Source organism: Isachenkonia alkalipeptolytica (assembly GCF_009910325.1).
GTDB classification, from domain to species: Bacteria; Bacillota; Clostridia; order Peptostreptococcales; family T1SED10-28; genus Isachenkonia; species Isachenkonia alkalipeptolytica.
In genome coordinates this window covers 343,807-366,911 of the sequence record NZ_SUMG01000002.1, presented here as the reverse complement: position 1 = coordinate 366,911, position 23,105 = coordinate 343,807, and the positions used below count along the sequence as shown (strand labels likewise).

Annotated in this window: 21 protein-coding genes and 1 riboswitch; of the genes, 17 read left to right on the top strand and 4 right to left on the bottom strand. The window is 44.7% G+C overall.

Features of this window, described 5'->3' with window-relative positions:
* Positions 1–172: 172 nt before the first annotated feature.
* The gene (locus ISALK_RS03455) at positions 173–2,125 is read right to left on the bottom strand and encodes an ABC-F family ATP-binding cassette domain-containing protein (protein WP_160719030.1); all 1,953 of its coding nucleotides are present in this window, start codon (positions 2,123–2,125) and stop codon (positions 173–175) included.
* Positions 2,126–2,775: 650 nt separating this feature from the next.
* Here ISALK_RS03455 and ISALK_RS03450 point away from each other — a divergent pair.
* The 4 genes from ISALK_RS03450 (at position 2,776) to ISALK_RS03435 (ending at position 6,824) form a co-directional block, all read left to right on the top strand.
* Positions 2,776–3,438, top strand: coding sequence for a redox-sensing transcriptional repressor Rex (locus ISALK_RS03450; protein WP_160719029.1), 663 nt, complete (start codon positions 2,776–2,778; stop codon positions 3,436–3,438).
* Between the two features lie 243 nt (positions 3,439–3,681).
* Entirely contained in the window at positions 3,682–4,821 is a 1,140-nt protein-coding gene (locus ISALK_RS03445) for an acyl-CoA dehydrogenase (RefSeq protein WP_160719028.1), read from the top strand.
* Between the two features lie 17 nt (positions 4,822–4,838).
* A complete protein-coding gene (locus ISALK_RS03440) occupies positions 4,839–5,627 on the top strand; it encodes an electron transfer flavoprotein subunit beta/FixA family protein (RefSeq protein WP_160719027.1) in 789 nt (262 codons plus the stop codon).
* Positions 5,628–5,639: 12 nt separating this feature from the next.
* Complete coding sequence (locus ISALK_RS03435) at positions 5,640–6,824, top strand: electron transfer flavoprotein subunit alpha (protein WP_160719026.1); 1,185 nt, start codon at positions 5,640–5,642, stop codon at positions 6,822–6,824.
* Between the two features lie 327 nt (positions 6,825–7,151).
* On the opposite strand, the gene ISALK_RS03430 is transcribed toward ISALK_RS03435, so the two are convergent.
* Positions 7,152–7,469 (bottom strand): hypothetical protein, encoded by a 318-nt coding sequence (locus ISALK_RS03430; RefSeq protein WP_160719025.1) that lies wholly within the window; start codon positions 7,467–7,469, stop codon positions 7,152–7,154.
* Positions 7,470–7,822: 353 nt separating this feature from the next.
* Here ISALK_RS03430 and ISALK_RS03425 point away from each other — a divergent pair, with 353 nt between their 5' ends.
* Positions 7,823–8,311, top strand: a complete 489-nt coding sequence (locus ISALK_RS03425; protein WP_160719024.1) for a MarR family winged helix-turn-helix transcriptional regulator — start codon at positions 7,823–7,825, stop codon at positions 8,309–8,311.
* A 118-nt stretch (positions 8,312–8,429) separates the two neighbouring features.
* On the opposite strand, the gene fdxA is transcribed toward ISALK_RS03425, so the two are convergent.
* Positions 8,430–8,600, bottom strand: a complete 171-nt coding sequence (fdxA, locus tag ISALK_RS03420; protein ID WP_160719023.1) for a 4Fe-4S ferredoxin — start codon at positions 8,598–8,600, stop codon at positions 8,430–8,432.
* A gap of 601 nt (positions 8,601–9,201) precedes the next feature.
* On the opposite strand from fdxA, the gene ISALK_RS03415 reads away from it, so the two are divergent.
* The 3 genes from ISALK_RS03415 to ISALK_RS03405 all read left to right on the top strand — a co-directional run bounded on the left by ISALK_RS03415 (position 9,202) and on the right by ISALK_RS03405 (position 12,927).
* A complete protein-coding gene (locus tag ISALK_RS03415) occupies positions 9,202–10,017 on the top strand; it encodes an Asp23/Gls24 family envelope stress response protein (RefSeq protein ID WP_160719022.1) in 816 nt (271 codons plus the stop codon).
* A 106-nt stretch (positions 10,018–10,123) separates the two neighbouring features.
* Positions 10,124–11,377, top strand: a complete 1,254-nt coding sequence (locus ISALK_RS03410; protein WP_160719021.1) for a Glu/Leu/Phe/Val family dehydrogenase — start codon at positions 10,124–10,126, stop codon at positions 11,375–11,377.
* 302 nt (positions 11,378–11,679) lie between these two features.
* Positions 11,680–12,927 (top strand): WG repeat-containing protein, encoded by a 1,248-nt coding sequence (locus ISALK_RS03405; RefSeq protein ID WP_160719020.1) that lies wholly within the window; start codon positions 11,680–11,682, stop codon positions 12,925–12,927.
* Between the two features lie 112 nt (positions 12,928–13,039).
* Here ISALK_RS03405 and ISALK_RS03400 read toward each other — a convergent pair whose 3' ends face one another.
* Positions 13,040–13,495 (bottom strand): abscisic acid-deficient protein Aba4 family protein, encoded by a 456-nt coding sequence (locus ISALK_RS03400; RefSeq protein ID WP_160719019.1) that lies wholly within the window; start codon positions 13,493–13,495, stop codon positions 13,040–13,042.
* A 461-nt stretch (positions 13,496–13,956) separates the two neighbouring features.
* Here ISALK_RS03400 and ISALK_RS03395 point away from each other — a divergent pair, with 461 nt between their 5' ends.
* The 9 genes from ISALK_RS03395 (at position 13,957) to ISALK_RS03355 (ending at position 23,072) form a co-directional block, all read left to right on the top strand.
* Entirely contained in the window at positions 13,957–14,382 is a 426-nt protein-coding gene (locus ISALK_RS03395) for an ATP-binding protein (RefSeq protein ID WP_160719018.1), read from the top strand.
* Between the two features lie 383 nt (positions 14,383–14,765).
* Positions 14,766–14,850: riboswitch (cyclic di-GMP riboswitch) on the top strand.
* A gap of 58 nt (positions 14,851–14,908) precedes the next feature.
* Positions 14,909–16,588, top strand: a complete 1,680-nt coding sequence (locus ISALK_RS03390; protein ID WP_160719017.1) for a GspE/PulE family protein — start codon at positions 14,909–14,911, stop codon at positions 16,586–16,588.
* A 29-nt stretch (positions 16,589–16,617) separates the two neighbouring features.
* Positions 16,618–17,676: a type IV pilus twitching motility protein PilT gene (locus tag ISALK_RS03385; RefSeq protein ID WP_442786207.1), complete on the top strand. Its 1,059-nt coding sequence runs from the start codon at positions 16,618–16,620 to the stop codon at positions 17,674–17,676.
* Positions 17,677–17,759: 83 nt separating this feature from the next.
* Positions 17,760–18,968 (top strand): type II secretion system F family protein, encoded by a 1,209-nt coding sequence (locus tag ISALK_RS03380; RefSeq protein ID WP_160719016.1) that lies wholly within the window; start codon positions 17,760–17,762, stop codon positions 18,966–18,968.
* Between the two features lie 139 nt (positions 18,969–19,107).
* Positions 19,108–19,470 carry a prepilin-type N-terminal cleavage/methylation domain-containing protein gene (locus ISALK_RS15305; protein WP_201756828.1) on the top strand — a complete coding sequence of 121 codons (363 nt, stop codon included), beginning with the start codon at positions 19,108–19,110 and terminating at the stop codon, positions 19,468–19,470.
* A 407-nt stretch (positions 19,471–19,877) separates the two neighbouring features.
* Complete coding sequence (locus ISALK_RS03370; protein ID WP_160719015.1) at positions 19,878–20,213, top strand: type II secretion system protein; 336 nt, start codon at positions 19,878–19,880, stop codon at positions 20,211–20,213.
* A 272-nt stretch (positions 20,214–20,485) separates the two neighbouring features.
* Positions 20,486–21,778, top strand: a complete 1,293-nt coding sequence (locus tag ISALK_RS03365; protein ID WP_160719014.1) for a pilus assembly PilX N-terminal domain-containing protein — start codon at positions 20,486–20,488, stop codon at positions 21,776–21,778.
* Positions 21,779–21,794: 16 nt separating this feature from the next.
* Entirely contained in the window at positions 21,795–22,157 is a 363-nt protein-coding gene (locus ISALK_RS03360) for a prepilin-type N-terminal cleavage/methylation domain-containing protein (RefSeq protein WP_160719013.1), read from the top strand.
* Between the two features lie 15 nt (positions 22,158–22,172).
* Positions 22,173–23,072 carry a prepilin-type N-terminal cleavage/methylation domain-containing protein gene (locus tag ISALK_RS03355; RefSeq protein WP_160719012.1) on the top strand — a complete coding sequence of 300 codons (900 nt, stop codon included), beginning with the start codon at positions 22,173–22,175 and terminating at the stop codon, positions 23,070–23,072.
* Positions 23,073–23,105: the final 33 nt, after the last annotated feature.

Here is a 23,105-nt window from a genome sequence, read left to right as displayed (position 1 = left end):
GCAAAGAAACATGGCCTTTCTTGCTTTTTAAATGAAATATTCAATTTTAACATAAAAAACAAATTAATATTTGAGTTTTAGACGACCGAAGCAAGGGGCGGGGTTGCATTTATACGCAACCTGACGGAGGTATTCGGTAGATGATCTACCGAATACCTCCGTCCCCTTTGGTTCACTGGTTGTTGATTTCTTCTTCCAAGCGTTCCCACTGCTGGTAAAGATCCTCCAGGGTCTTTTCCCCGGTTTGCTTTTCTTTTTGGATCCGGCGGCTTTTTTCCGGGTCGGAGTAGACTTCCTCTTTACACATTTCCTCTTCCAGTTCCTGGAGGTGGGCTTCCAGGTCGGCGATGGCTTCTTCCGTTTCCGTGAAGGATTTCTTCAACTGCTTCAGGGCCTTTTTCTGTTCCCGCTCCTTTTTTTGCTGGTGTTTTTTCTCCGTATGGGTCAGGGGCTTATCCTTACGTTCCATTTCCGCGTCCTCCAAGGCCCACTGTTCTTCCTTTTTCTTTTGCAGATAATAATCGTAGTTTCCGAAATAGGCGGTGACCCCTTCCGGAGACAGTTCTAGAATTTTCGTCGCCACCCGGTTGATAAAGTACCGGTCATGGGAGATGAAAAACAGGGTCCCCAGATAGTTTTTCAAAGCCCCCTCCAAGACTTCCTTGGACTGAATGTCCAAGTGGTTGGTGGGCTCGTCCAGCAAAATGAAATTGCTTTTGGACAGGATCAGTTTCAACAGGCTGACCCGTGCTTTTTCCCCGCCGCTTAGGACAGAGATCTCCTTAAACACGTCGTCGCCGAAAAAGAGAAAGGAACCCAAATAAGTTCGAACCTGGGTATGGCTGAGCCCGGGATTCTCATCCCAGATTTCGTCCATTATGGTTTTGGAATGGTTTAACTTCTCCATTTCCTGATCGTAGTAGGCCTTCATCACATGGTGGCCCTCCCGGACCTCTCCCGAATCATAGGAAAGATCTCCGAGAATCATTTTAAACAGGGTGGACTTTCCCACGCCGTTGGGGCCGATCAAGGCGATTTTCTCTCCCCGGTAAATATCAAAGCTGACCTTTCGAAACAGGGTCTCCTCTCCGAAGGACTTTTGCAGGTTTTTTGCGAACAAAACGTCCCGGCCGCTTTCCAGCTGGGGCTTGAAGCGAATATTCGCCTGTTTGGCTGCGGTTTCCGGCGGGGCTTCCTTTTCTATTTTCTCAAACTGCTTTTCCTTGCTTTTCGCCCGGTTCATCAGTTTTTCCGTACCGTGCTGACGCAGGCGGCGGATTTTATCTTTTTCCTTTTCAATCTCCTTGGTATTGGCCAGATGCTTTTTCAGCTGCTGCTGAATCGCCTCCTGTTTCTTTTTCATAAAGGTGGAGTAGTTGCCCTCGAAAACATTCAGGGTCTTGTGTTCCAACTCGAAGGTTCTGGTAACAATCTGATCCAAAAAATATCGATCATGGGAAATCAGCAGCATGGTGCCGTCGTAGTTACGAAGGAAGGTCTCCAGCCACTGGATCGCTCCGATATCCAAATGATTGGTGGGCTCGTCCAGAAGTAAAATATCCGGATTTTTCAGCAGCAGTTTTCCCAGGGACAGCCGGGTCTTCTGTCCGCCGCTGAGCTGATAAATCGGCTGGGTAAACTCCTCCTTGCTAAAGCCCAGGCCGATTAAAACCCCCCGGGCTTCGCTTTTGTAGCTGTAACCTCCCCGAGCGTCAAAATCCTCCAACAAAGCGGAGTACCGGTTCATCTTTTCCTCCAGAGCTTCCCGGGCCGCCGGGGTATTTTCCCCACCCAGGTGGGAAATTTCCCGCTCCAGATCCCGGAGGTTCGCCTCCATGACTTCCAGGTCCTTGAAAATCGTCAGAACCTCTTCCAACACCTGATTTTCTTCGTTTAAAAGATTGTCTTGGCGAAGGTAGCCCAGGGTGTGTTCCCGGGCTTTAAAAACATCCCCGCCGTCGGCGTTGATCTCCCCGGTTAAAATCCGAAACAGGGTGGACTTTCCCGTGCCGTTAAGGCCGATCAGCCCCACCTTTTCCCCGTGATTGATGGTAAATGAAATATCGTGTAAAATCTCATCGATGCCGAAGCTCTTAGAGATCTTGCTGCAGGATAATGCTATCATTAAAGTTCGCTCCCTCTATCTATTATTCGCATATAGGCTGTTTAGTATGGCCCTTGCTGTAAAATACTACTGTTGTTATTTGCTATTGCTTTTGCTGTTCAGTATTGCTTTTGCTGTTCAGTATTGCTTTTGCTGTTCAGTATTGCTTTTGCTGTTCAGTATTGCTTTTGCTGTTCAGTATTGCTTTTGCTGTTCAGTATTGCTTTTGCTGTTCACTATTGCTTTTGCTGCTCAGTACCACACTTGCAATTTAATGTGTCTCTTACTCTTCATTACTACAGTGCTATTGAATATGATTTTCGCTGTTCAATATTGATTTCGCCAAAGGATAATTTCCCCGTAGTTCCTAGCAAAAGCACAGCGAAACTTCTAGCAAAAGCCAACGGAATTTCTAGCAGAACCCGGGTAAAACACCACTAAATGAATATATTCTTATTCAAGGATACAAAAAATCCTTCGATTTCCTAAAAATTCGAAAATAATCCCTGTAATTTCGATTTAAACGTTGATTTTTTAGCAATATTCTAGTACTATTCTATTATAACAAATAATTTTAACAATAACAGGATAGCTTTGCAAGAAAGAGGGGCTTTCCTTTTTTCAGAATCTTACAATCAGCTTATAAATAATTAGAAATAGGAGTGGTAATCATGCCGAAAAACCGAAACATTTCCATGGCCGTAATTCGAAGGCTGCCGAAGTATAACCGATGCTTAGGGGATCTATTGGAAAGGGAAATTTATCGAATCTCTTCCAAGGAACTCAGTGGAATTCTAGGATTTACCGCCTCGCAAATTCGTCAGGATCTTAACAATTTTGGTGGATTTGGCCAGCAGGGCTACGGATACAACGTGGAAGAACTACACAATGAAATTCAAAAGATTTTAGGACTGACCAAGGACTACAAAGCCGTCGTGGTAGGGGTTGGTAACTTAGGCCAGGCCATCGCAAATCATACCAACTTTGAAAAACACGGATTTAAAATTCTTGCCATGTTCGATATCAATCCGAACCTGATCGGGCTGCAAATCCGGGGAACCCCGGTGTATGACAACAAAGAACTTCACGGGTATATTAAGGAAAATGATGTAGAAATCGGCGTGATCACAACCCCTAAGGAAGTGGCCCAAAGTGTGGCGGATGAACTGGTGGAAGCGGGAATAAAGGCCATTTGGAACTTTGCCCCGGTGGATCTTAAAGTGCCGGAGGATGTGGTGGTGGAAGATGTCCACTTAAACGAGAGTCTGTTTATCATGTCTTATCTGATCAAAGAGAAGGAAATGCTGAAAGCATTGGAAGATCAGGAAAAATAAGACCCTAAGAAGGTAATACTGCAGCGGCTCAGTAGCGGCTCAGTAGCGGCTCAGCAGCGGATTAATAGCGGATTAAAACGAAAAAAGAGGCGGCGCCGGTAAAAAGGTGCGGTCTCTTTTGTTGTGTCCACATACTGAACAATTTGACCAAAAAAAGACAGTAAAAAATTTTAAGGATTATTGATAGTATTTTAACAATCTATAGGATATAATAACCATAGAACAAAACAAGGAGGGATCAAAGTGAATTTTAATCTATCAAAAGAGCACAAAATGATACAAAAAACCTTTGCCAGTTTCACCAAGAATGAAGTGGAGCCCATTGCGGCGGAGGTGGATGAGAACGAACGGTTCCCCAGTGAAACCGTGGAGAAAATGAAGCGCTTTGGCATGATGGGGATTGCAGTGCCTAGAGAATACGGCGGTGCCGGTGCCGATGAATTAGCCTACGCCCTTGCGGTGGAAGAATTATCAAAGGCCTGCGCCACCACGGGAGTTATTCTATCCGCCCACAGTTCCCTGGGTTGCTGGCCGATCCTGAAATTCGGTACCGAGGCCCAAAAGGAGAAGTATCTAAAGCCCATGGCTTCGGGAGAAAAACTCGGCGCCTTCGGACTGACGGAGCCCAATGCGGGAACCGACGCTGCCAGCCAACAAACCGTGGCGGTCTTAGAAGGGGATCACTACCGAATTAACGGCAGTAAAATCTTTATCACCAATGGAGGGGAAGCGGACACCTATATCATCTTTGCCATGACCGAGCCTTCCAAAGGGCTGAAAGGCATTACCGCCTTCATCGTGGAAAGCGACACTCCGGGATTCACCATCGGAAAGAAAGAAAAGAAACTGGGCATCAAGGGTTCCGCCACCACGGAGCTGGTCTTTAAGAATATGATGATTCCCAAGGAAAATCTGTTAGGGAAAGAAGGCAAGGGCTTTAAAATTGCCATGCAAACCTTAGACGGAGGACGTATCGGAATTGCGGCCCAGGCCTTAGGCATTGCGGAAGGCGCCATGGAAAAAACCGTGCAGTACGTCAAAGAGCGGGAGCAGTTTAACCGGCCCATCGGAAAGTTCCAGGGACTGCAGTTTATGATGGCGGATATGGAAACCCAGATTCAAGCAGCGAAACTCATGGTATACCAAGCGGCGGCAGCAAAAGCCGAAGGCAAGCCTTATGGAAAACTGGCGGCCATGGCCAAACTATACGCTTCGGAAACCGCCATGGAAGTGACCACCAAAGCCGTACAGCTTCACGGTGGATACGGATACACATCCGACTACCCCATTGAACGAATGATGCGAGATGCGAAAATTACCGAAATCTATGAAGGAACCTCCGAGGTTCAAAAGATGGTAGTGGCAGCAGACATTTTACGATAAAAAAGGAGGGACTGACATTGAAGATCATTGTATGTATAAAACAAGTACCGGATACCAATGAAGTAAAAATTGATCCTGTAAAGGGGACATTAATACGGGAAGGAGTGCCAAGCATTCTAAACCCCGACGATAAAGCCGCCTTAGAGGAGGCACTCCGGGTAAAGGACCAACATCCCGACACCCACATTACGGTTATGACCATGGGTCCCCCCCAAGCGGAGGAAGTGCTGATTGAAGGAGTGGCCATGGGCGCTGACGAAGGAATCCTTCTGTCCGACCGGGCTTTTTCCGGAGCGGATACCTGGGCAACATCCAATACCTTAGCCAAGGCCATTGAGAAAATCGGACGATACGATATCATCTTCTGCGGACGGCAGGCCATCGACGGAGACACCGCCCAAGTAGGACCGCAAATCGGGGAGCGACTGGGCATCCCCCAGGTAAGCTATGTAGAAAAGTTCTATCTGGAAGAGGGAAAGATTCGGGTACACCGGGCCCTAGAGGACGGCTACGAAGTAATCGAGGGACAAAGCCCGATCCTTTTGACCACCATCAAAGAGTTAAACGAAGCAAGATATCCTTCCATTCCCGGAATCATGCGAGCCTATCGGGAGGACTGCATCAAGGTTTGGACCTACGAGGACTTAGACATTCCTTCTACGGACATCGGTCTTGACGGATCCCCCACCCAGGTAAAGCGTTCCTTTACACCGGAACAAAAAGGTGCAGGGGAAATGCTGGAGGGAACCACGGATGAAAAAGTGGGAAGTCTCGTGCAAAAACTACAAGAAAAAAATCTGATATAAGGAGGGATCATCATGGGTATTAAAATATTACAAGACGAATGTGTGGGCTGTACACTATGTGTGGGGGCCTGTCCTTTTGACGCAATCGATATGATAGATAGCAAAGCGGTGATGAATGACAACTGTACCAACTGCGGCGCCTGTGTGGACGCCTGTAATTTCGGAGCGATTATTAAGGAAGAGTCGCAAATGAAACAAATGGATATTACCCAGTATAAAGACGTATGGGTATTTGCGGAGCAGCGGGACGGCCAGCTGATGGATGTGGCCGCGGAGCTTCTCGGTGAAGGCAGAAGACTGGCGGAAGAAGTAGGCTGTGAGCTTAGCGCCGTTCTTTTAGGGGAGGACGTACGGGACCTGACCGACGAACTTTTTGCTTACGGGGCGGATAAAGTGTATATCTCCGAAGGCGAGCACTTAAAGCAGTACACCACCGACGGATACACCAAAGTATTATCGAAAATGGTCGAGGAATACAAGCCGGAAATTGTCCTCTTCGGCGCCACCCATATCGGCCGGGACCTAGCCCCAAGAGTTGCCGCAAGAGTGGATACGGGACTGACGGCGGATTGTACGAAACTGGAGATCGATCCCGAAGAAAAGGGTCTGATGCAAACCAGACCGGCCTTCGGCGGAAACATCATGGCAACGATCATCTGTCCCAAGCACCGGCCCCAAATGGCCACGGTACGACCGGGGGTAATGGAAAGAGCTGAGAAATCCGGGAAACGGGAAGACCAAGAGCTGATTGAATTCAAAAACGACGTTACGGAAGAGGATATTCGGATCAAAATCCTTGACGTGGTAAAGGCCGGCAAAGCCAGCGTCAACATTGTAGATAGCGAAGTCATCGTCTCCGGAGGACGGGGTCTTGAAAAGCCCGAAGGCTTTGAACTGCTTCAAACCCTGGCGGACAAACTGGGCGGCGTAGTCGGCGCCTCCCGTGCAGCGGTGGAGTCCGAGTGGATCGACCACGACCACCAGGTAGGCCAAACGGGAAAAACCGTTCGACCGGAGCTCTACATCGCCTGCGGAATCTCCGGTGCCATCCAGCACATCGCCGGAATGCAGGGGGCCAAAACCATCGTAGCCATCAACAAAAACCCCGATGCCCCCATCTTCAAAATCGCAGACATCGGCATCGTCGGCGACGTCTACGAAGTTCTCCCCAAGCTCATCGACGCCCTGGAGAAATAAACCAAAAGTAAACCAAAGGGGACGGAGGCATTCGGTACATGCTTGAAAGTAAGGTTCCGAAAGGACAAAGAATATCATATTTACAATAGGAAACCGAGGCTTTCAAGTACTGGACGAAGCTTTTGTTTAGAATATAGCTGAATGTGCTAAAATAAAGGATCACAGGATAAAAATAAAGGCGAAGGGATGCGGTGTCAAAATAATGACTGCATTCCTCCGCCTTTTTTCAGTTATAGAAATACTAGGGGTGGCCGGTTATTGACTGTGAATTCTGCTGTGTTATTAAGGTATTTTGCCGAAATGGAAAGCTGTTTTGAGTAATTAATCTTAGTCCTTTTTGCTGGAATTTGTCATGGAAACGATGGCTACAATCACCACAATAACAACAGCACCGATAATCACATATAACAGGATGTTGCCCAGGCCGGCTTCTTCATCGTTTTCTCCCACCTCGATTTCCACATCCATATCGTCGTTACCGTTGTCGTTACCGTTACCATTGTCGTTACCGTTGTCGGCAATCAAAACTTCCTCTTCGGAATTCGATAAAATGCCCTCTTCACTGTCAAGAGCGCCTGCGAAGGCCAGGCTGCTTACGAGCACCATCAGGAGAACTAAAACAATAACAAAGGCTTTCTTCTTCATTTACAAGCTCCTTTCTTAACTCATTCGGTTATATACCATTATATAACCCCGGATTATGGGAACTGTAGTTATAAGGAAAAAACGCTTGTTAGTAGTTGGATTACAGGTTATTTGCCACAGCTCCTTATATATGAATTGATACCACAAGTAATCAAACCTAAACGGGATTATGGGAAAATCTAGAAGGTGAAGGAGCTGGAAACCCGCGAGAGATATTATTGACAATCATTCTCGAAAGGGGTATATTAAAGTGGAAGACGGAGTACAAAGTCTTGAGGCTTTGGTTAGAAGGGATTCCTGCAATAGGTCGGCAATATTGATAAGCTGGAAAATTCGAGGGTATAGGTGATTCGATGCGAAACTATTATCGTGAAATCAATGAATATCTGAAGCGGCTGATCCACTACATCGTGGCATCGGAGAAAAAGAGCCGGAAAAACGGAAGTCTGCCGTTGAGTCTGTCGGAAATCCTGGTCCTAAGAGAGTTGGGCCGTAACGGAGCGAAAAAGATTTTTGAGATGATGGAGACCTTAGAGCTGGACCGAAACACCTTAGTAACCATTACGAAAAAACTGACGGTGGAAGGGTATGTGGAAAAAACCCCGGCTACGGACGATAAAAGGTCCGCAGAACTGAAGCTGACCCAGCAGGGACAGCGACTATTCGAAGAGGTGGAAGAAAAAGAGCGGCAGCTGGTATCCAATATTCTGGATGATTTCAGTGTGAATGAGGAAATCACCATCTTAAAATTCCTTGTGAAGTTGGAACTTCTCAGTCGAGGGAAGTATCCCGAGGATAAAAAACCAAAAGCGAAGGTCTCAGATAAATCCGAGACCCGATAAAATAGGATAAAGCAATTGAAAAAACCCCGGTCAGTCCTAAGGACCTGCGGGGTTTTTCGTTTATGGGCGTTATGCTCAACTAAGGTGTATATAAGTGCTTAGTATGTCGGGGTTTGAATTAAACTTCTTTAGGTGCGTCTACGGGACAAACGTTAGCACAGGCGCCACAGTCGATACAGCCTTCTTCGTCTACTACATAGATGTCGTCTCCCTCAGAGATTACACCTACTGGACATTCCGGTTCACAAGCGCCACAGTTGATACATGAATCATCAATTCTATAAGCCATTTTAATTTCCTCCTTATTAATGTGTTAAGTTGATTACAGATTGATTATAACAAGTAAAAAAAGCCAAAGGCAACCGTAAAAAGAGAAAAATTCCGGGAAGCGGGATATATATAATGATAATCATTATATACAAAGATGACAGGGGGACGGAGAAATTGTCATCTCTCCGTCGTTTGTCACCCTGCCCTAGACACTCTTTTATCTGGCCCAATTTTCGCTGTAAGCGTTAAGGGAACCTGCGTACAACGACATCCCTTCACCGCCCTCTGCCCTTCGCCGTCTAGGCACCTCTACAGTCCTAATCCCATCCCAAGAAGGGATTAATAAGCGGGATGACAAAAACTCCGTCCCGGTGTCATCTCCCTCCCGCCCTATGCACTCTACAATCCTAATCCCATCCCAAGAAGGGATTAACAAGCGGGATGACAAAAACTCCGTCCCGCTGTCATCTCCCTCCCGCCCTATGCCCTCCTACAATCCTAATCCCATCCCAAGAAGGGATTAATAAGCGGGATGACAAAAACTCCGTCCCGCTGTCATTTCCCTGTCCCCTCTATGTTATAATAGGAATAACGATTATAACAGAAAGCAGGGTGAAACCATGAAAGTATATGCATTAGTGGGATCCAGCGGTACGGGGAAGAGTTATCAGGCGATGAACCTTGCCCAGGAAAAGGGCATCGAGTATGTGATCGATGACGGGCTGATGATCCGGGAAAACAAGGTGATCGGCGGACGGTCAGCGAAGCGGGAGGACTCGAGAATGGCGGCGGTAAAGCGGGCGCTGTTTTTGGATCCGAAGCACCGAAAGGAGATCCGGGAGATTTTACGGATCAAAACCCCGAAAAGCTTACTGATCATCGGCACCTCGGATCGGATGGTGGAGCTGATTGCCGAGAACCTGGACCTGGGAGGGATCGACCAGAAGGTCTTTATTGAAGAAATTTCCTCCCCTGAGGACATTCAGCGCGCCAAGTCCCATCGCTCCCAGGAAGGAATGCACATCATTCCCGTGCCCACCTTTCAGATCAAGGAGGATTTTTCCGGATACTTCCTAAACCCCCTGCGGGTCCTAAGGCGCTTCGGCAAGGGAGAAAAGGTCAGCGAAAAATCCGTGGTCCGGCCCACCTTCAGTTATCTGGGGGATTACCGCATCTCCAACCGGGTAATTCGGGATCTGGTCCTTTTTGCCTCCTTTAAAATCATCGGGGTGAAAAACGTATGGAATATTGAGGTGGAAAACACCCCCAATGGTCTGGTGATCGATTTTACCATCAGCATCGTTTTCGGAAACCCCATAAGAGCCATTTCGGAACGGGTTCAGGAACAGGTCCGGGAGGAAATCGAGTACATGACTTCCTTCAATATCGTAAAAATTAATGTTTTTGTTAAAAATTTAATTAACCCCGAAGATTAGGTTGCCATTTTAAATTCCTAGTGTTATAATGCATTTGAGAGTTGAAATTTTCTACATTTACCCAATAGTTTTTACCCAAAAAATAATTTTATAGGAGGGTATTTTAATGGCGAACGGTAACAATCCTTTTTTAATGGCCCAGCGACAAGTTAAATCAGCATGTGACAAACTAGGTACGGAAGAAGCGGTGTACGAAATCCTGAAAAACCCGCAAAGAGTAGTAGAAGTAGCGATTCCGGTAAAAATGGACGACGGAAGCGTTAAGACATTTATCGGATACCGATCACAACACAACAATGCAGTAGGACCTTATAAAGGTGGACTAAGATTTCACCCGGATGTAAACATGGACGAAGTAAAAGCCCTATCCACTTGGATGACCTTTAAGTGTGGAGTTGTAGGCGTTCCTTACGGCGGAGGAAAAGGTGGCGTAATCGTAGACCACAGAACTCTATCTGAAGGAGAGTACGAAAGATTATCTCGAGGTTATGCAAGAGCCATTGCACCGGTAATCGGTGAAAAAGTGGATATTCCTGCACCGGATGTTGGAACTTCCGGAAAAGTTATGGCATGGATGACCGATGAATATGAAAGAGCAACGGGAGAATTTGCACCGGGAGTATTTACCGGAAAGCCTGTAGAATTTTACGGATCCCTAGGAAGAACGGAAGCCACCGGTTACGGAGTTGCCATCATGGCAAGAGCGGCAGCGAAGAAAATGCACCTTCCTTTAGAAGGGGCAAAAGTTGCGGTTCAAGGTTTCGGTAACGTAGGTTCCTATGCAGCGCTATACATCAGCCAAATGGGAGCGAAAGTTGTGGCCGTATCCGATTCTACCTGTACCTTAGTAGATGAAGGCGGATTCCACATTAAGTCTCTTATGGAGCACTTGAAAAACAACGACAACAACCTTACCGGATACGCAGGCGCCGACAAGGAATTACACCGAGACGAATTACTTACCTTGGATGTAGACATTTTAATGCCCTGTGCCTTAGAAAACCAAATCACCGCAGAGAACGCCCACGACATCAAAGCGAAAATCATCTCCGAGGGAGCCAACGGCCCGACCACCATCGAAGCCGATGAAATCCTGGACGAAAGAGGCGTTGTTGTAGTAGCGGATATCCTGGCAAACGCCGGTGGAGTTACAGTATCCTACTTCGAGTGGATCCAAAACTTAACCCGTGATATCTGGACTTTCGAGAAGGTTCAAGAAAAGCAAGCGGAATTAATGGAAAATGCCTTTGCTGAAATCTGGGATCTGAAAGAAGAAAAGAAGACCAACATTCGAAATGCGGCCTTCATGATCAGTATCCGAAGAATTGAGCAAGCCCTACGACTAAGAGGATTAATCTAGTCCCCAAGGTCATATAAAAGACTTGTAAGACGACATAAAAGTTCTATAAGAATGAAGATAAAAAATCTGGAGATCCTTGGATCTTCAGATTTTTCTTTTTGTCCGACTCCGTTGATTTTTTTACAAAAACATTGTTCCCAAGCGCCAAAGATTATACAATGGATAAGGTAGGATGAGCTTAAGAAAAAAGAGCATAAAAAAGAGCAGAAATAGAGAACATAAAAAAAGAGCGTAAAAAAAGGATAAAAAAGAGGAAAAAAAGCAAAAGCATAAATAAGGAAATCAGAAAGGAAGAGGATCCTTTGGAAAACAACGGGAAAAACACCCCTGGAGGAATAGATCGCCCCACAAGGAACAGTGCAAGAAGCAGTGCAAAAAGCAGTGCAAGCAACAGTGAATCCCCAGTAAGTAGGGAGCCTGCAAGAAGCTGGGAAGTTACAAGATACGGCAACGTCCAAAAAAATAGTAAAGCAATAAACAGTAAAGCAATATACAGTAAAGAAAAAAACAGCCGGGGACTGAGGTTTATAGCCGTGGCCGCCGCGTGGCTACTGCTCTTTACCATGACCCTAAACCATGTGGCTGCGGAAACCAATGAAAATGAAGGGGAGGAATTTTTTCTACCGCCGGAGTACGACTACATCGCCCCCTACGAAAACGGCCTGGCCAGAGTACATACCGAGGAGGGCATAGGCTACTTATCCGCCGGCGGCGGGTACGTGATTTTCCCCGAATATCAGCAGGGAGGCGACTTTACCGCAGGGATCGCCCCGGTACAAAAAGAGGACCGCTTCGGCTATGTAAACTGGGAGGAGGACTGGGTAATTCCCAGGAATTTCCCCTACGCCATGAATTTTCATAATCGACGGGCGAAGGTTGAGACCGATGGAGACTGGACCTATCTAACTTTAGAAGGGGGTCTGTTGACAAGGCTTTTGGCCGAAGACCGGATCGAAAAAGATCCGGTCAGTCTCGGGAATTTTTCCGAGGGTTTGGCGGCGGTGAAGGGCCCTAGGGGCTACGGATACATCAATCGGGAAGGGGAAGTGGTAATCGGTCTGTCCTTTGATGCGGCAGAGGGCTTCTCCGAAGGCCTGGCCCGGGTAAAGCGCGACGGAAAATGGGGCTATATTAACGAAGAAGGGGAGACCGTCATTCCCCTGGAGTATGATTTTGCCCTGGACAAACAAGAAGGCCTCCTGCCGGTCATGACCGGGGACGCCTGGGGGTACATCAATGATGAAGGAGAAACCGTAATATCCAAAAGCTTTGATCAGGCCCTGCCCTTTAGGGAAGGCTTCGCTCGGGTCCGCATCGATGAAAACTGGGGCTACATTGATTCCGAAGGAAGCCTGGTGGTCGATCCCATATTTGACGGCGCCCTGGACTTTTCCGAAGGCTACGCCGCCGTAAAACAAGGGGACAAGTGGAGCTACATCAACGAAGCCGGCCACCTGTTATATCCCTTTCAATTTCAGCGGGGCAACTTTTTTAGTAGCGGCAGGGCCCCGGTCCAGGTCGATGGCCGATGGGGGCTGATCCGCCGCTAATAAAGATTCGCTAACAAGTAAGCAGGGTCCTCGGTAGGGGTTAGCGGTGGTGAATTAGGGGGGAGTCGCTTGACGACAATCATTTGACGACAGTCAAGAGGGAAAAGCCTTTCTAATAACTGGCCGCCGCTTCCTTACGAGCCCGGCGCCGCTCCCGCTCCGCCAGTTTTTTCTTATCGAAAAGCATATACAGGGTCAGTCCCGCAGGGCCGAGAATCACGGTGATCAGCATAAAGGGAAAGAGAAAATACCCCTTTTTAAAGCCGTCGGTGGCAATCCAGCGGCCGAAAAAGAGATTCCCTATGACCATATGTAACCAGGCGAACAGCGGCAGATTTTCATGGGTAAAGACCTCCCGAACCCCGTCGATGGAAGGAATGATCAAAGACAGCCAGTTGATTTCCCAGCCGAAGAAAAACAGGGTTAAAAAGTACAGGCTTCCCAGCAAAACCCAGTAATTCTTATGGAAAAGGAGTTTTCGGGTAATCACGGATTTTGGAAGGAGCAGCAGGGGAATCCAGGAGAGGATCAGTAGTACAGAAAGGATACGAAACAAATGTAAGAACATAGAAAAACCTCCCTATTCGTCTTTTTACGATAACACCGGATATTCTCGGCGAAGATCTAATACCTTCATTATAACGGATTCAGCCTGAAGATACTACAGAAAATTTCGACTCTTCCCGCCTTTTCTTTTTCCCGGGATATATGTTACAATGGGTATAATAAAAATTATAGGAAAACCTTTTGTAAAAAGGAGTGAATACTTTGCAACCACGGAAATATAAAAATTTGAGCCGAGTCATTGTTCTTGCCATTGCCTTGGCCATGATCCTATCTTCGGTAGGATATGCCTTTATGTTCTTCTAAACATAAAGGTTTTTTTATGCCCTTTTTTATGCCCTATGGTTGAAATTTCTCCGGTTATTTTGAAAATTTTTCTTAATATGTGGTACACCGCTGAAAAATCGGGTACAAACAAAGTAAATAAGTTGATCATAGGAATTGACCCATAAGGAGCGAAGGATCATGATGAAGTCCATGTTGAAAATCTGCATAAAAGACGTAGAAACCATTAAATATACCCGGGATATGATCTCGAAAATCTTAAAAGAGGGCATGGGGATGGATGATTACCTATACGAAATGGCCATCAGTGAAGCCTTAAACAATGCGGTGCTTCACGGCTATGAGAATAAGGGGAAACGAAGCATTTCCATTAATCTTTCCAAACTCAGTGACCGACGGGTTTCCGTACGGATCAAACACTACGGCAAGGGCTTTCCCGGCAACAAAAAACTTCAGCGGGCGGAGGAAAAAAGCAACAACATCCCTCCCGAAGAGCTGTTTTTAGAATCGGGACGGGGCCTAAAAATCATGATGGAAGGGGCGGACTACGTCTGTTACAACCGGGCGGGCAATGAAGTGATTTTGGTGAAGCGAAAGGAAACCTAATCGAAAAGTAAAAGCAAAACAAGGTAAACAAAAGGTAAAAATACCCTAAGATGTTACCGTGTCCGGGGTTTATTTTTTGTCTAAAATCAGGAAAGCAAAGACGTAATTTGTGAAAAAATAAATTACAAAATATATCCTCTAAGGGAGTTTAAAGGGAAATCTACGGGGTAACTATAACATAAATCAAAGATCATTACAAAATCATCGTTTCTTTAGAGAAAACAATGGGGGAAACGAAGACGTGGAGACAAAAATCTAAATAATTTTGAAAAATATGTTATTTTCTCAAAAAAAAGATTGTTAATTTTTTCAAAGGTAGTATAATAGAACTATATCTAAATCACATAAAGCAATCGATGGTTTTCCTTCGAAAGATAAGGGACAGATAGATTGGATGCTAAGAAGGATATCCTTACAACTGGGCACTTGGGGTATTCGGAGCAGCTAGTGCAACCGGCCAACCTTAGTGTTGGTTTTTTTATTATCACGAAAACGATACAGAAAATTCGGACAAAGAGGTGGACTTATGGCTGCAAAACGAAAACTGGGCACCCTGTTGGTCGACGTAGGGGCCATAACCAACGAAAACTTGGAACAGGCCTTAAAAATACAAAAGCAGAATAAAAAGAAACTGGGAGAAGTGCTGGTACAGGAAAAGTTTGTAACGGAAGAGGAAATCATCGAAGTCCTGGAGTTTCAACTGGGGATTCCAAAAAAGGAAATCGACCGGGGTACCATCGAATCCGAGGTACCGAATCTGATCACCGAAGCCTTAGCCCGGCGTCATACTATAATTCCCGTAAAGGCAACAGAAAAAACCGTAACCCTGGCCATGAACGATCCTCTAAACGTTTACGCCATGGATGATGTAAAACTGGCAACCGGTCGGGAAGTGGAGCCGGTCATCGCAACAACCAAAGAAATTGAAGACGCCATTGATTATTTCTTTGAAAAACAGGACGCTCAAAAGGCCATTGAGGACTTTACCAGCGAGTACGACGTAAAAGAGCTGGAAGGTCTGGATGAAGCCACCCTAAATGATATCAACAATGCCCCGGTTGTACGGCTGATCAACTCTATCATGAGCCAGGCAGTAAAACAACAGGCCAGTGATATACATATCGAACCCTTCGAGAAGAAACTATTGGTTCGCTTTCGAATCGACGGCGATTTACACGAAGTCATGCGCCCGGCCAAGGCCGCCCACTCGGCGATTGTTACCCGAATCAAGATCATGGGAAAAATGGACATCTCCGAGCGGCGTAAACCCCAGGACGGCCGGGTGGAAAAAAACATCGACGGCAGGGAAATTGACATGCGAATATCCGTCCTTCCCACGGTTTTCGGGGAAAAGGTGGTAATTCGAATTCTGGATCGAAGCAGTTTTATGTTAACCAAGGAGGAACTGGGCTTTACCGAGCGAAACCTAGAGCTTTTTGATAGAATTACCCGAAACCCCAACGGAATTATTCTCGTCACCGGCCCTACGGGAAGTGGTAAATCCACCACCCTGTATACGGTCCTTGCCGAGATGAACCGGGAAGACCGAAACATCGTAACCGTAGAAGACCCGGTGGAATACTCCTTAGACGGCGTAAACCAGGTACAGGTAAACCCGAAGGCGGACCTTACCTTCGCCACAGGCCTACGATCCATCCTACGACAGGACCCGGACATCATCATGGTAGGTGAGATTCGGGACAGTGACACCGTAACCATCGCGATACGGGCGGCGATCACCGGTCACTTGGTGCTTAGTACCGTCCATACCAACGATACCGCCAGTACCATCAGCCGATTGGTCAACATGGGGGTGGACCCGTACTTAATCGCATCATCGGTAGTGGGCATCATGGCCCAGCGGTTGGTAAAAAAGGTTTGTAACAACTGCAAAGAGCCTTATGAGGTGGACGAGCGAAATGCCCGCCTGGGCGGCATACCCGAAGGCACCACCATCTATAAAGGAAAGGGCTGCACCAAATGCGGCGGCTCCGGCACCAAAGGAAGAACCGCCGTCCATGAAGTCATGGTGGTGGATCGAACCATTCGAAATATGATCAATGAAGGTAAGGATATCGACTCCATTAAGGATATCGCCATCCGGGACGGGATGAACACCCTGAGGGATGCCAGTAAGGAACTGGTCCTAAAAGGAATCATACCCATCGAAGAGATGCTTCGAATCACCTATAGTTTGGAAGGGTAAAAAAAGTTATCAAAAGGGGGAATGAACAGGTGCTGGATATTAACGAAATGCTAAAGACGGTTATGTTTAAAGGAGCATCGGACCTACATATTACCGTAGGACTCAGGCCGATGATACGGGTAAACGGAGAACTTTTGGAAAGTGAGTTTCCGGTTCTCGGACCCGAAGATACGAAAGAACTGGTCTATCAAATCCTAAAGGAGCGGCATAAAAACACCTTAGAGGAAAAGGGAGAAGTGGACCTTTCCTATACCTATCCGGGACTCAGCCGTTTTCGGATCAACGCCTACCGACAGCGGGGCAGTTACGCCATGGCTCTAAGAGCCATCCCCATGGAGATCCCCGATATTGAGGACTTATATCTGCCCGAGGTTTTACGAACCCTGGCCAATAAACGAAGGGGCATCATTCTGGTCACCGGCCCTACCGGTAGCGGGAAGAGTACCACCTTAGCGGCGATGATCAACCATATTAATAAAACCAGAAAAGAACATATCGTAACCCTAGAGGACCCCATCGAGTATCTTCACCGCCATAACCGAAGCATTATCAATCAGCGGGAAATCGGCGGGGATACGGAAAACTTCGCCAACAGTCTTCGGGCCTCCCTAAGACAGGATCCGGATGTAATTCTCGTCGGTGAGATGCGGGACTTAGAAACCATTGCAACGGCCCTCACCGCAGCGGAAACCGGCCACTTGGTTCTCGCCACCCTCCATACCATCGGGGCCGCAAAAACCATCGACCGAGTCATCGACGTATTCCCACCCCATCAGCAACAACAGGTGCGGGTTCAGCTCTCGGGAGTTATTGAAGGGATCATCTCCCAACAGCTCCTGCAAACCGCCGACGGACAGGCAAGAAGAGCGGCCTTAGAAATTATGGTGGCCACCCCGGCAATCCGTAACCTGATCCGGGAAGGAAAGTCCCACCAGATTCAAACCAGTATCCAAACCGGAGCAAAACTGGGCATGGAGACCATGGACAAATCCTTAATCAACCTGTATAACCGGGGACTGATTACCAAGGAAAATTTGTATAAATATTGTGTGGATCCCGACACCATTAAGCGTTATGTTCCCGTATAAGCGGGTATAAATAAATATGTAAACTAATGACAGAATAATGAAGAAAAAACCTATAATGAGTCCTAATTAAAGGAGGTGGTTTTTTGGCGGTATACAAATACACAGCCGTAACCCCCAGTGGTCAGGAAGTGGAGGAAACCATCACGGGTAACAGCTTATCGGAAGTGCAGGATCGAATTAAAGAAAAAGGCTACTTTGTGATAGACGTTACGGAGACGGTGGAGAAAAAATCTGCAGGGGAAAGCTTAAGCTTTGGGAAAGGCGTAAAAACCAAGGACTTATCAATACTTTGTAAGCAAATGGGAACATTACTAAAGGCCGGTGTACCTTTATCCAGTGCCTTAGATATACTCTATCGACAGACGGAAAACAAAAGCTTAAAAGAAGCTTTAGGAGATGTATACGCTGAGGTGCAAAAGGGTTCACAGATTTCCGGAGTGATGAAAGAGCATCCGAAGGTTTTTCCGGAATTGATGGTAAATATGACAGAATCCGGGGAGATGACCGGAAACCTTGATAATGTAATGGAGCGTTTGGCGGTTCATTATGAGAAGGAAGCGAAAATTGAATCGAGAATCACGGGAGCAATGATTTATCCGATCGTCTTGAGTGTAGTTGCAATCACTGTTGTAGTATTCTTATTAGTTGTGGTTATGCCGACCTTCATAGGGATGTTTGAAGGGGCAGGAATGGATCTGCCGCTACCAACTCGAATTCTTATTGGTATTAGTAATGCCCTTAGAGATTTCTGGTATTTATTCATCTTAGGAGCAGTAGGGCTTGGCTTTTTATTTAACCGATTTGTCAATACGGAAACCGGAAGATACCGATTCGATGCACTGAAGTTTAAAATACCGATTGTCAAAAGCTCCATGGATAAAATCGTTACTGCCAGGTTTACAAGAACTTTAGGTTCATTACTATCCAGTGGTATTCCTTTGATGGACAGTTTAGAGATGACCGGAAAAGTTGTAGGGAATGCCGTGATTGAAGAGAAAATAGAAACGGTTACCAGTGAAGTGGAAAAAGGTGAAACCTTAGGCAAAAGTCTAAAACGAAATCCCACCTTTGGTCCAATGATAGTATCGATGATCGAAATCGGAGAAGAATCCGGTAACTTGGATGGAATGCTAGATAAAAGCGCAGACTTTTATGAAAGAGAGTTAGAGGATGCAATTGATAGAATGATTAGATTATTAGAACCATTAATGATTGTAGTAATGGCTATTGTTATTGGGTTTATTGTAGTATCAATGGCACTACCAATGTTTGATATGTTCCAGACTATCTAATAAGGGACATGCAATAATACATTATAAGGAAAGACGGAATTCATTGAAAGGAGTGATGCTTAGGGGTGAAAGGAAATAGTTTGGTAGGAATTATAGTAAATGTAGGTAGAAAACAAAAAAGAAAAGGGAGGAAATTAAAATGATGCAATATTTAACAAAGAAGATTAATAACAGAAAAGGTTTTACGTTGATTGAGCTTATTGTGGTAATTGCTATTTTAGCGATTTTGGCTTTGATTGCGCTTCCGAGGTTAAGTCAGTTTATTAGTGATGCGGGCGAGTCTGCAGATGATGCTACTGCAGCAGTTATTTATCGTGCAGCATCTGCGTACATTGCGAGTAATCCAAACTTGGAAGCACTAGACGTTAGTGAAATACAAAAATATGTTGACGATAGTACTGTGAATGTTAGTGACGCAAAAATAACTCCTGAAAAGGATGGTGATAAAATAATTGGAATCGAAAAAGTAGAATACGAAAGTGGAGCTTATCCTGACAGTTAATTCTCTTTACTAGTATGTAACAGGTACAGTTCATTTGTGAGGTAGCAAAACAGTTTGAGATTTCACAAGGGCAAGGTACGGTTCCTTTGTGAGAAGCTAGTCGCTGAGTTTTTAACTCACAAGGGGACGGTTCCTTTGTGAGGAGTAACCAATGAGTTTCTATTAAGTTTAAATTTTTAGATTTTTATTAAGTAATTGATTCAAATCAACCTGAAAACCTGCCGTTGATTGGCGGGTTTTCAGGAATTAAATAATAAATATTCAAAGGATAACCTGATTTCAGCAATAAGTAAGGTTGCACATAATGATTTTAAATTCGGCGATAGAGTAAAAAAGCAACTATGTGTATTCGATGATCTGTTAATTATTATACGAGTTAGTATTTTGAACTGGGATGGAGGGTTCTTATGTATAACCTATTCTTAAGAAAAAAACGACAGAATAAGGGCTTTACTTTAATGGAACTTCTCGTGGTAATGGCAATTTTGGCGATTCTAGCGACGATCGCTATTCCAAGGTATGCAAATATGCGTCAAGATGCTATTGAATCAAAAGATCACTCTAATGCAACAATTATTTACCGCGCAATCGTTGCTCACTATGAATTAGAAGGAAACCTTAATAACTTTGTTATTACCAACTACATAAACCAAGATATCGAATATACTGGTGGGGAAGTCGACGCAATAACAGGAGAAATCACCCCAGTAACAATTAATGGAGAAACCTACCCCAGCCCATAATTACTTTGATATATTAAGTGATTGGAAGAACTGTTTATTTTATAGAGGTAAAAGAAGAAAGGTATAACTATTGGTAGTATTTGATAATATATGAGTTTTCAAGCCTTAAAAATTTAAATCAATTATGGTTTTTCTCTTTAAGTCTTGAAAAAAATCTCTAAGTTGGTTTTGTAGACTATGATTGATAAGCTAATAATTTCTTGAATAACTCTTCAGAAAGTGTATTAAATTAATAAGAAGAAGCGAATTATCTCTAATAAGGAGGAATTAAAATGTATTATATTAGAAATAATAAAGGAACAGCCTTAGTTTGGACCATAATATTACTTGCGGTTTTGATGATTTTAGGGGCTTCTTTACTAGCCACAAGTGATGCTGAAACGCGCCACGCATCAAGATCTGAGAGACAACAGCAAACCGTTTACCTTGCTAAGTCCGGCGTGGAACAAGGGTATGAAAAACTAACTGCAAATGCTGATAAAATTGACAGTGGAAATTCTGTGGAAGATCTTTACCAAAATGTATTGGCTGAAATATCTGGGAAAGACTACTCTGCCTTAGGGAATGGTTATTACAACTTTTCCTATGAGTTCGATTCCGCCGATGATAGTTTTATTCAGGTGAAGTCCAATGCATATGATGGGCGAAACAATAGCATTACCTCAGATCTAACGCTTTATATTGCTCCAATTGTTGAGTATGTGGAATCGGCATGGACGGAAGCTCCAAATTCCTGGAAGAGAGCAATGAACTTATGGGGTGGTGTGAATCCTGATGATCCTGATAATGATCCTGCGGATGAAATAAATCAAACAGGAGAAGCTATTCAGATTATTGGTTACCCAACTAAATCTCCTCAAAATGACGATGATGACTCGATTTTTAGAGCCACAGTTATTAATTTTGATGGAAGAGGGAAGGATAACATAACTTTTATGCAACAGAATAATACCAATAATATTATCTTTGATTCTGAAGTTTTAATTTTTTCCGGTGGCATCCGACTTAGACATAACCGGGATGGAGACCGCCACCGTGAAGTAGTCTTTGAATCATCGAATGAAGTGCTAGAAGGATATTTAGAGCCTTGGTCATACTTGCAAAATAATGATGGTAAGACTGCAGCAAATGAGCGTGTGGGATTCGAAAGCAAAGATCGTTATTTGGATTTTCTTGGCGAAGATGAAGATGATGTGAATATGGATGCATATGATAGTTATGGGTTTGGATCGCTGGAAGGAACTGAGCAACAGAAGTTTGGCCTCGTTGCCTTGGGTGGCGATGTAACCCGTGACGACACAAGTGATCCTTTAATTGAAGTTTCAGGAGTTGCATATGAAGATTTAGAAACCTATGGTCTTTATTTTTACAAGCGAGGAATAGACATAAATGATCCTTCCCTAAGGGTATTGAATACTGTTCCCTCAGAAGATACTGACGGGGATGGTGGTAATCATTATCTCATTCGAGTAAGGGATGATGATCCAATAAGAGAAGCTCTTGCTGAAAAGGTAGGGGTTTCAACCTACTCAATTAATAACATCATAAAAGCATATTATGAATAGAAGGAAGGGAGATCCAATGAATATACTAGGCAGTAAAAAAGGATTAACACTTATTGAAGTTATCATAGCATTGGCAATCCTAGGAATTATTGCGGTCTCTTTTTTAGCAATGTTCTCCCAAGGATTGTCTGGGATTTTTGCCATGGGTGATAAAACCGATGCCACAAGAGTAGCTCAAGAGTTCATGGATCAATACTATGAAGATTCACTGGACGAAAACATTACTAATGCTCAAGGTGAGATTGTTGATTATACCCGAAAAGGATATACTGTTAACAGCTCCATTTCCAGTGGACCACAAGGAATGAGAGAAGTTACAGTGACCGTATCATATAGAAGGGGGACACGAACTACATCATTGACGGCGTTAGTTCCTTAAAAGAGGGGTGATAAAATGTTTCTTAAAATAACAAATAATCAAAAAGGAGTAACCCTTGTTGAGATTATTGTAGCCTTAGCAATACTCACAATAGTCTTAGGGCTGGTGTTTTCTATTTTCGGTTTCGGAAACAGATCCTTTAGCAGAGGGAATGTACAGTATGCGGTACAAAGTGAGGCCAGGCTTGTTTCTGATTATGTTCAGCAAAATGTTAGGAATGCCACTTATTTGGAAGTTTTAAGCAAAGATGAAGCCATTGAAGATATGGATGAAGAGGATGATTCGATTTTTGAATATATCATTTTTGATCCGATAGAACGGAGGATGGTTCATTGGAAAATGAACGGGGATGACTTTTCGATTTACAGGTCTTTAGGACAATCTGTTGCAAGTCTATCTTTTTTAGCACAAAATGAAACTACGTTAAAAATCCAAGTAGTGGATGTCGATGGTGAAGGGCAGGAAGGAGGATTGAATATTTACTCAACTTCCTCGGAGTTTGCGTTATCCAATTTGTCATTGGATGAATCGGAGATTAAAGGTGGAGAGAGTTACGATGTAGCAATTAAGTTTTCTACTGATCCAAGTGAGCTCGGATTCCTATCAAGACTACAAGATCCAGATCAACAGGACCCTGGTACTGAAGCAACAAAAGTAACAGAAATTTCAGGGAAACAAACCCAGAACAAATACGAGTTTACCGTTACCTTTAGCAGAGATATTAAAAGTGTTGATCAGTATCCGGATGGGACCAGTTTAGCTGGATTTGAACCAGAAGATAATTTTTTTACAGCAGAAGGTGAGATATCAAACAACACCCCATATAAAGTTGTTGTCACTGATATTAATAATAACACAGTTACAGCAAACATATGGAGAACAGGAAATAATAATTGGCACTATGAGAACCTATAAAACTAAGAATAATTGCTGATCAGTATTCAGACA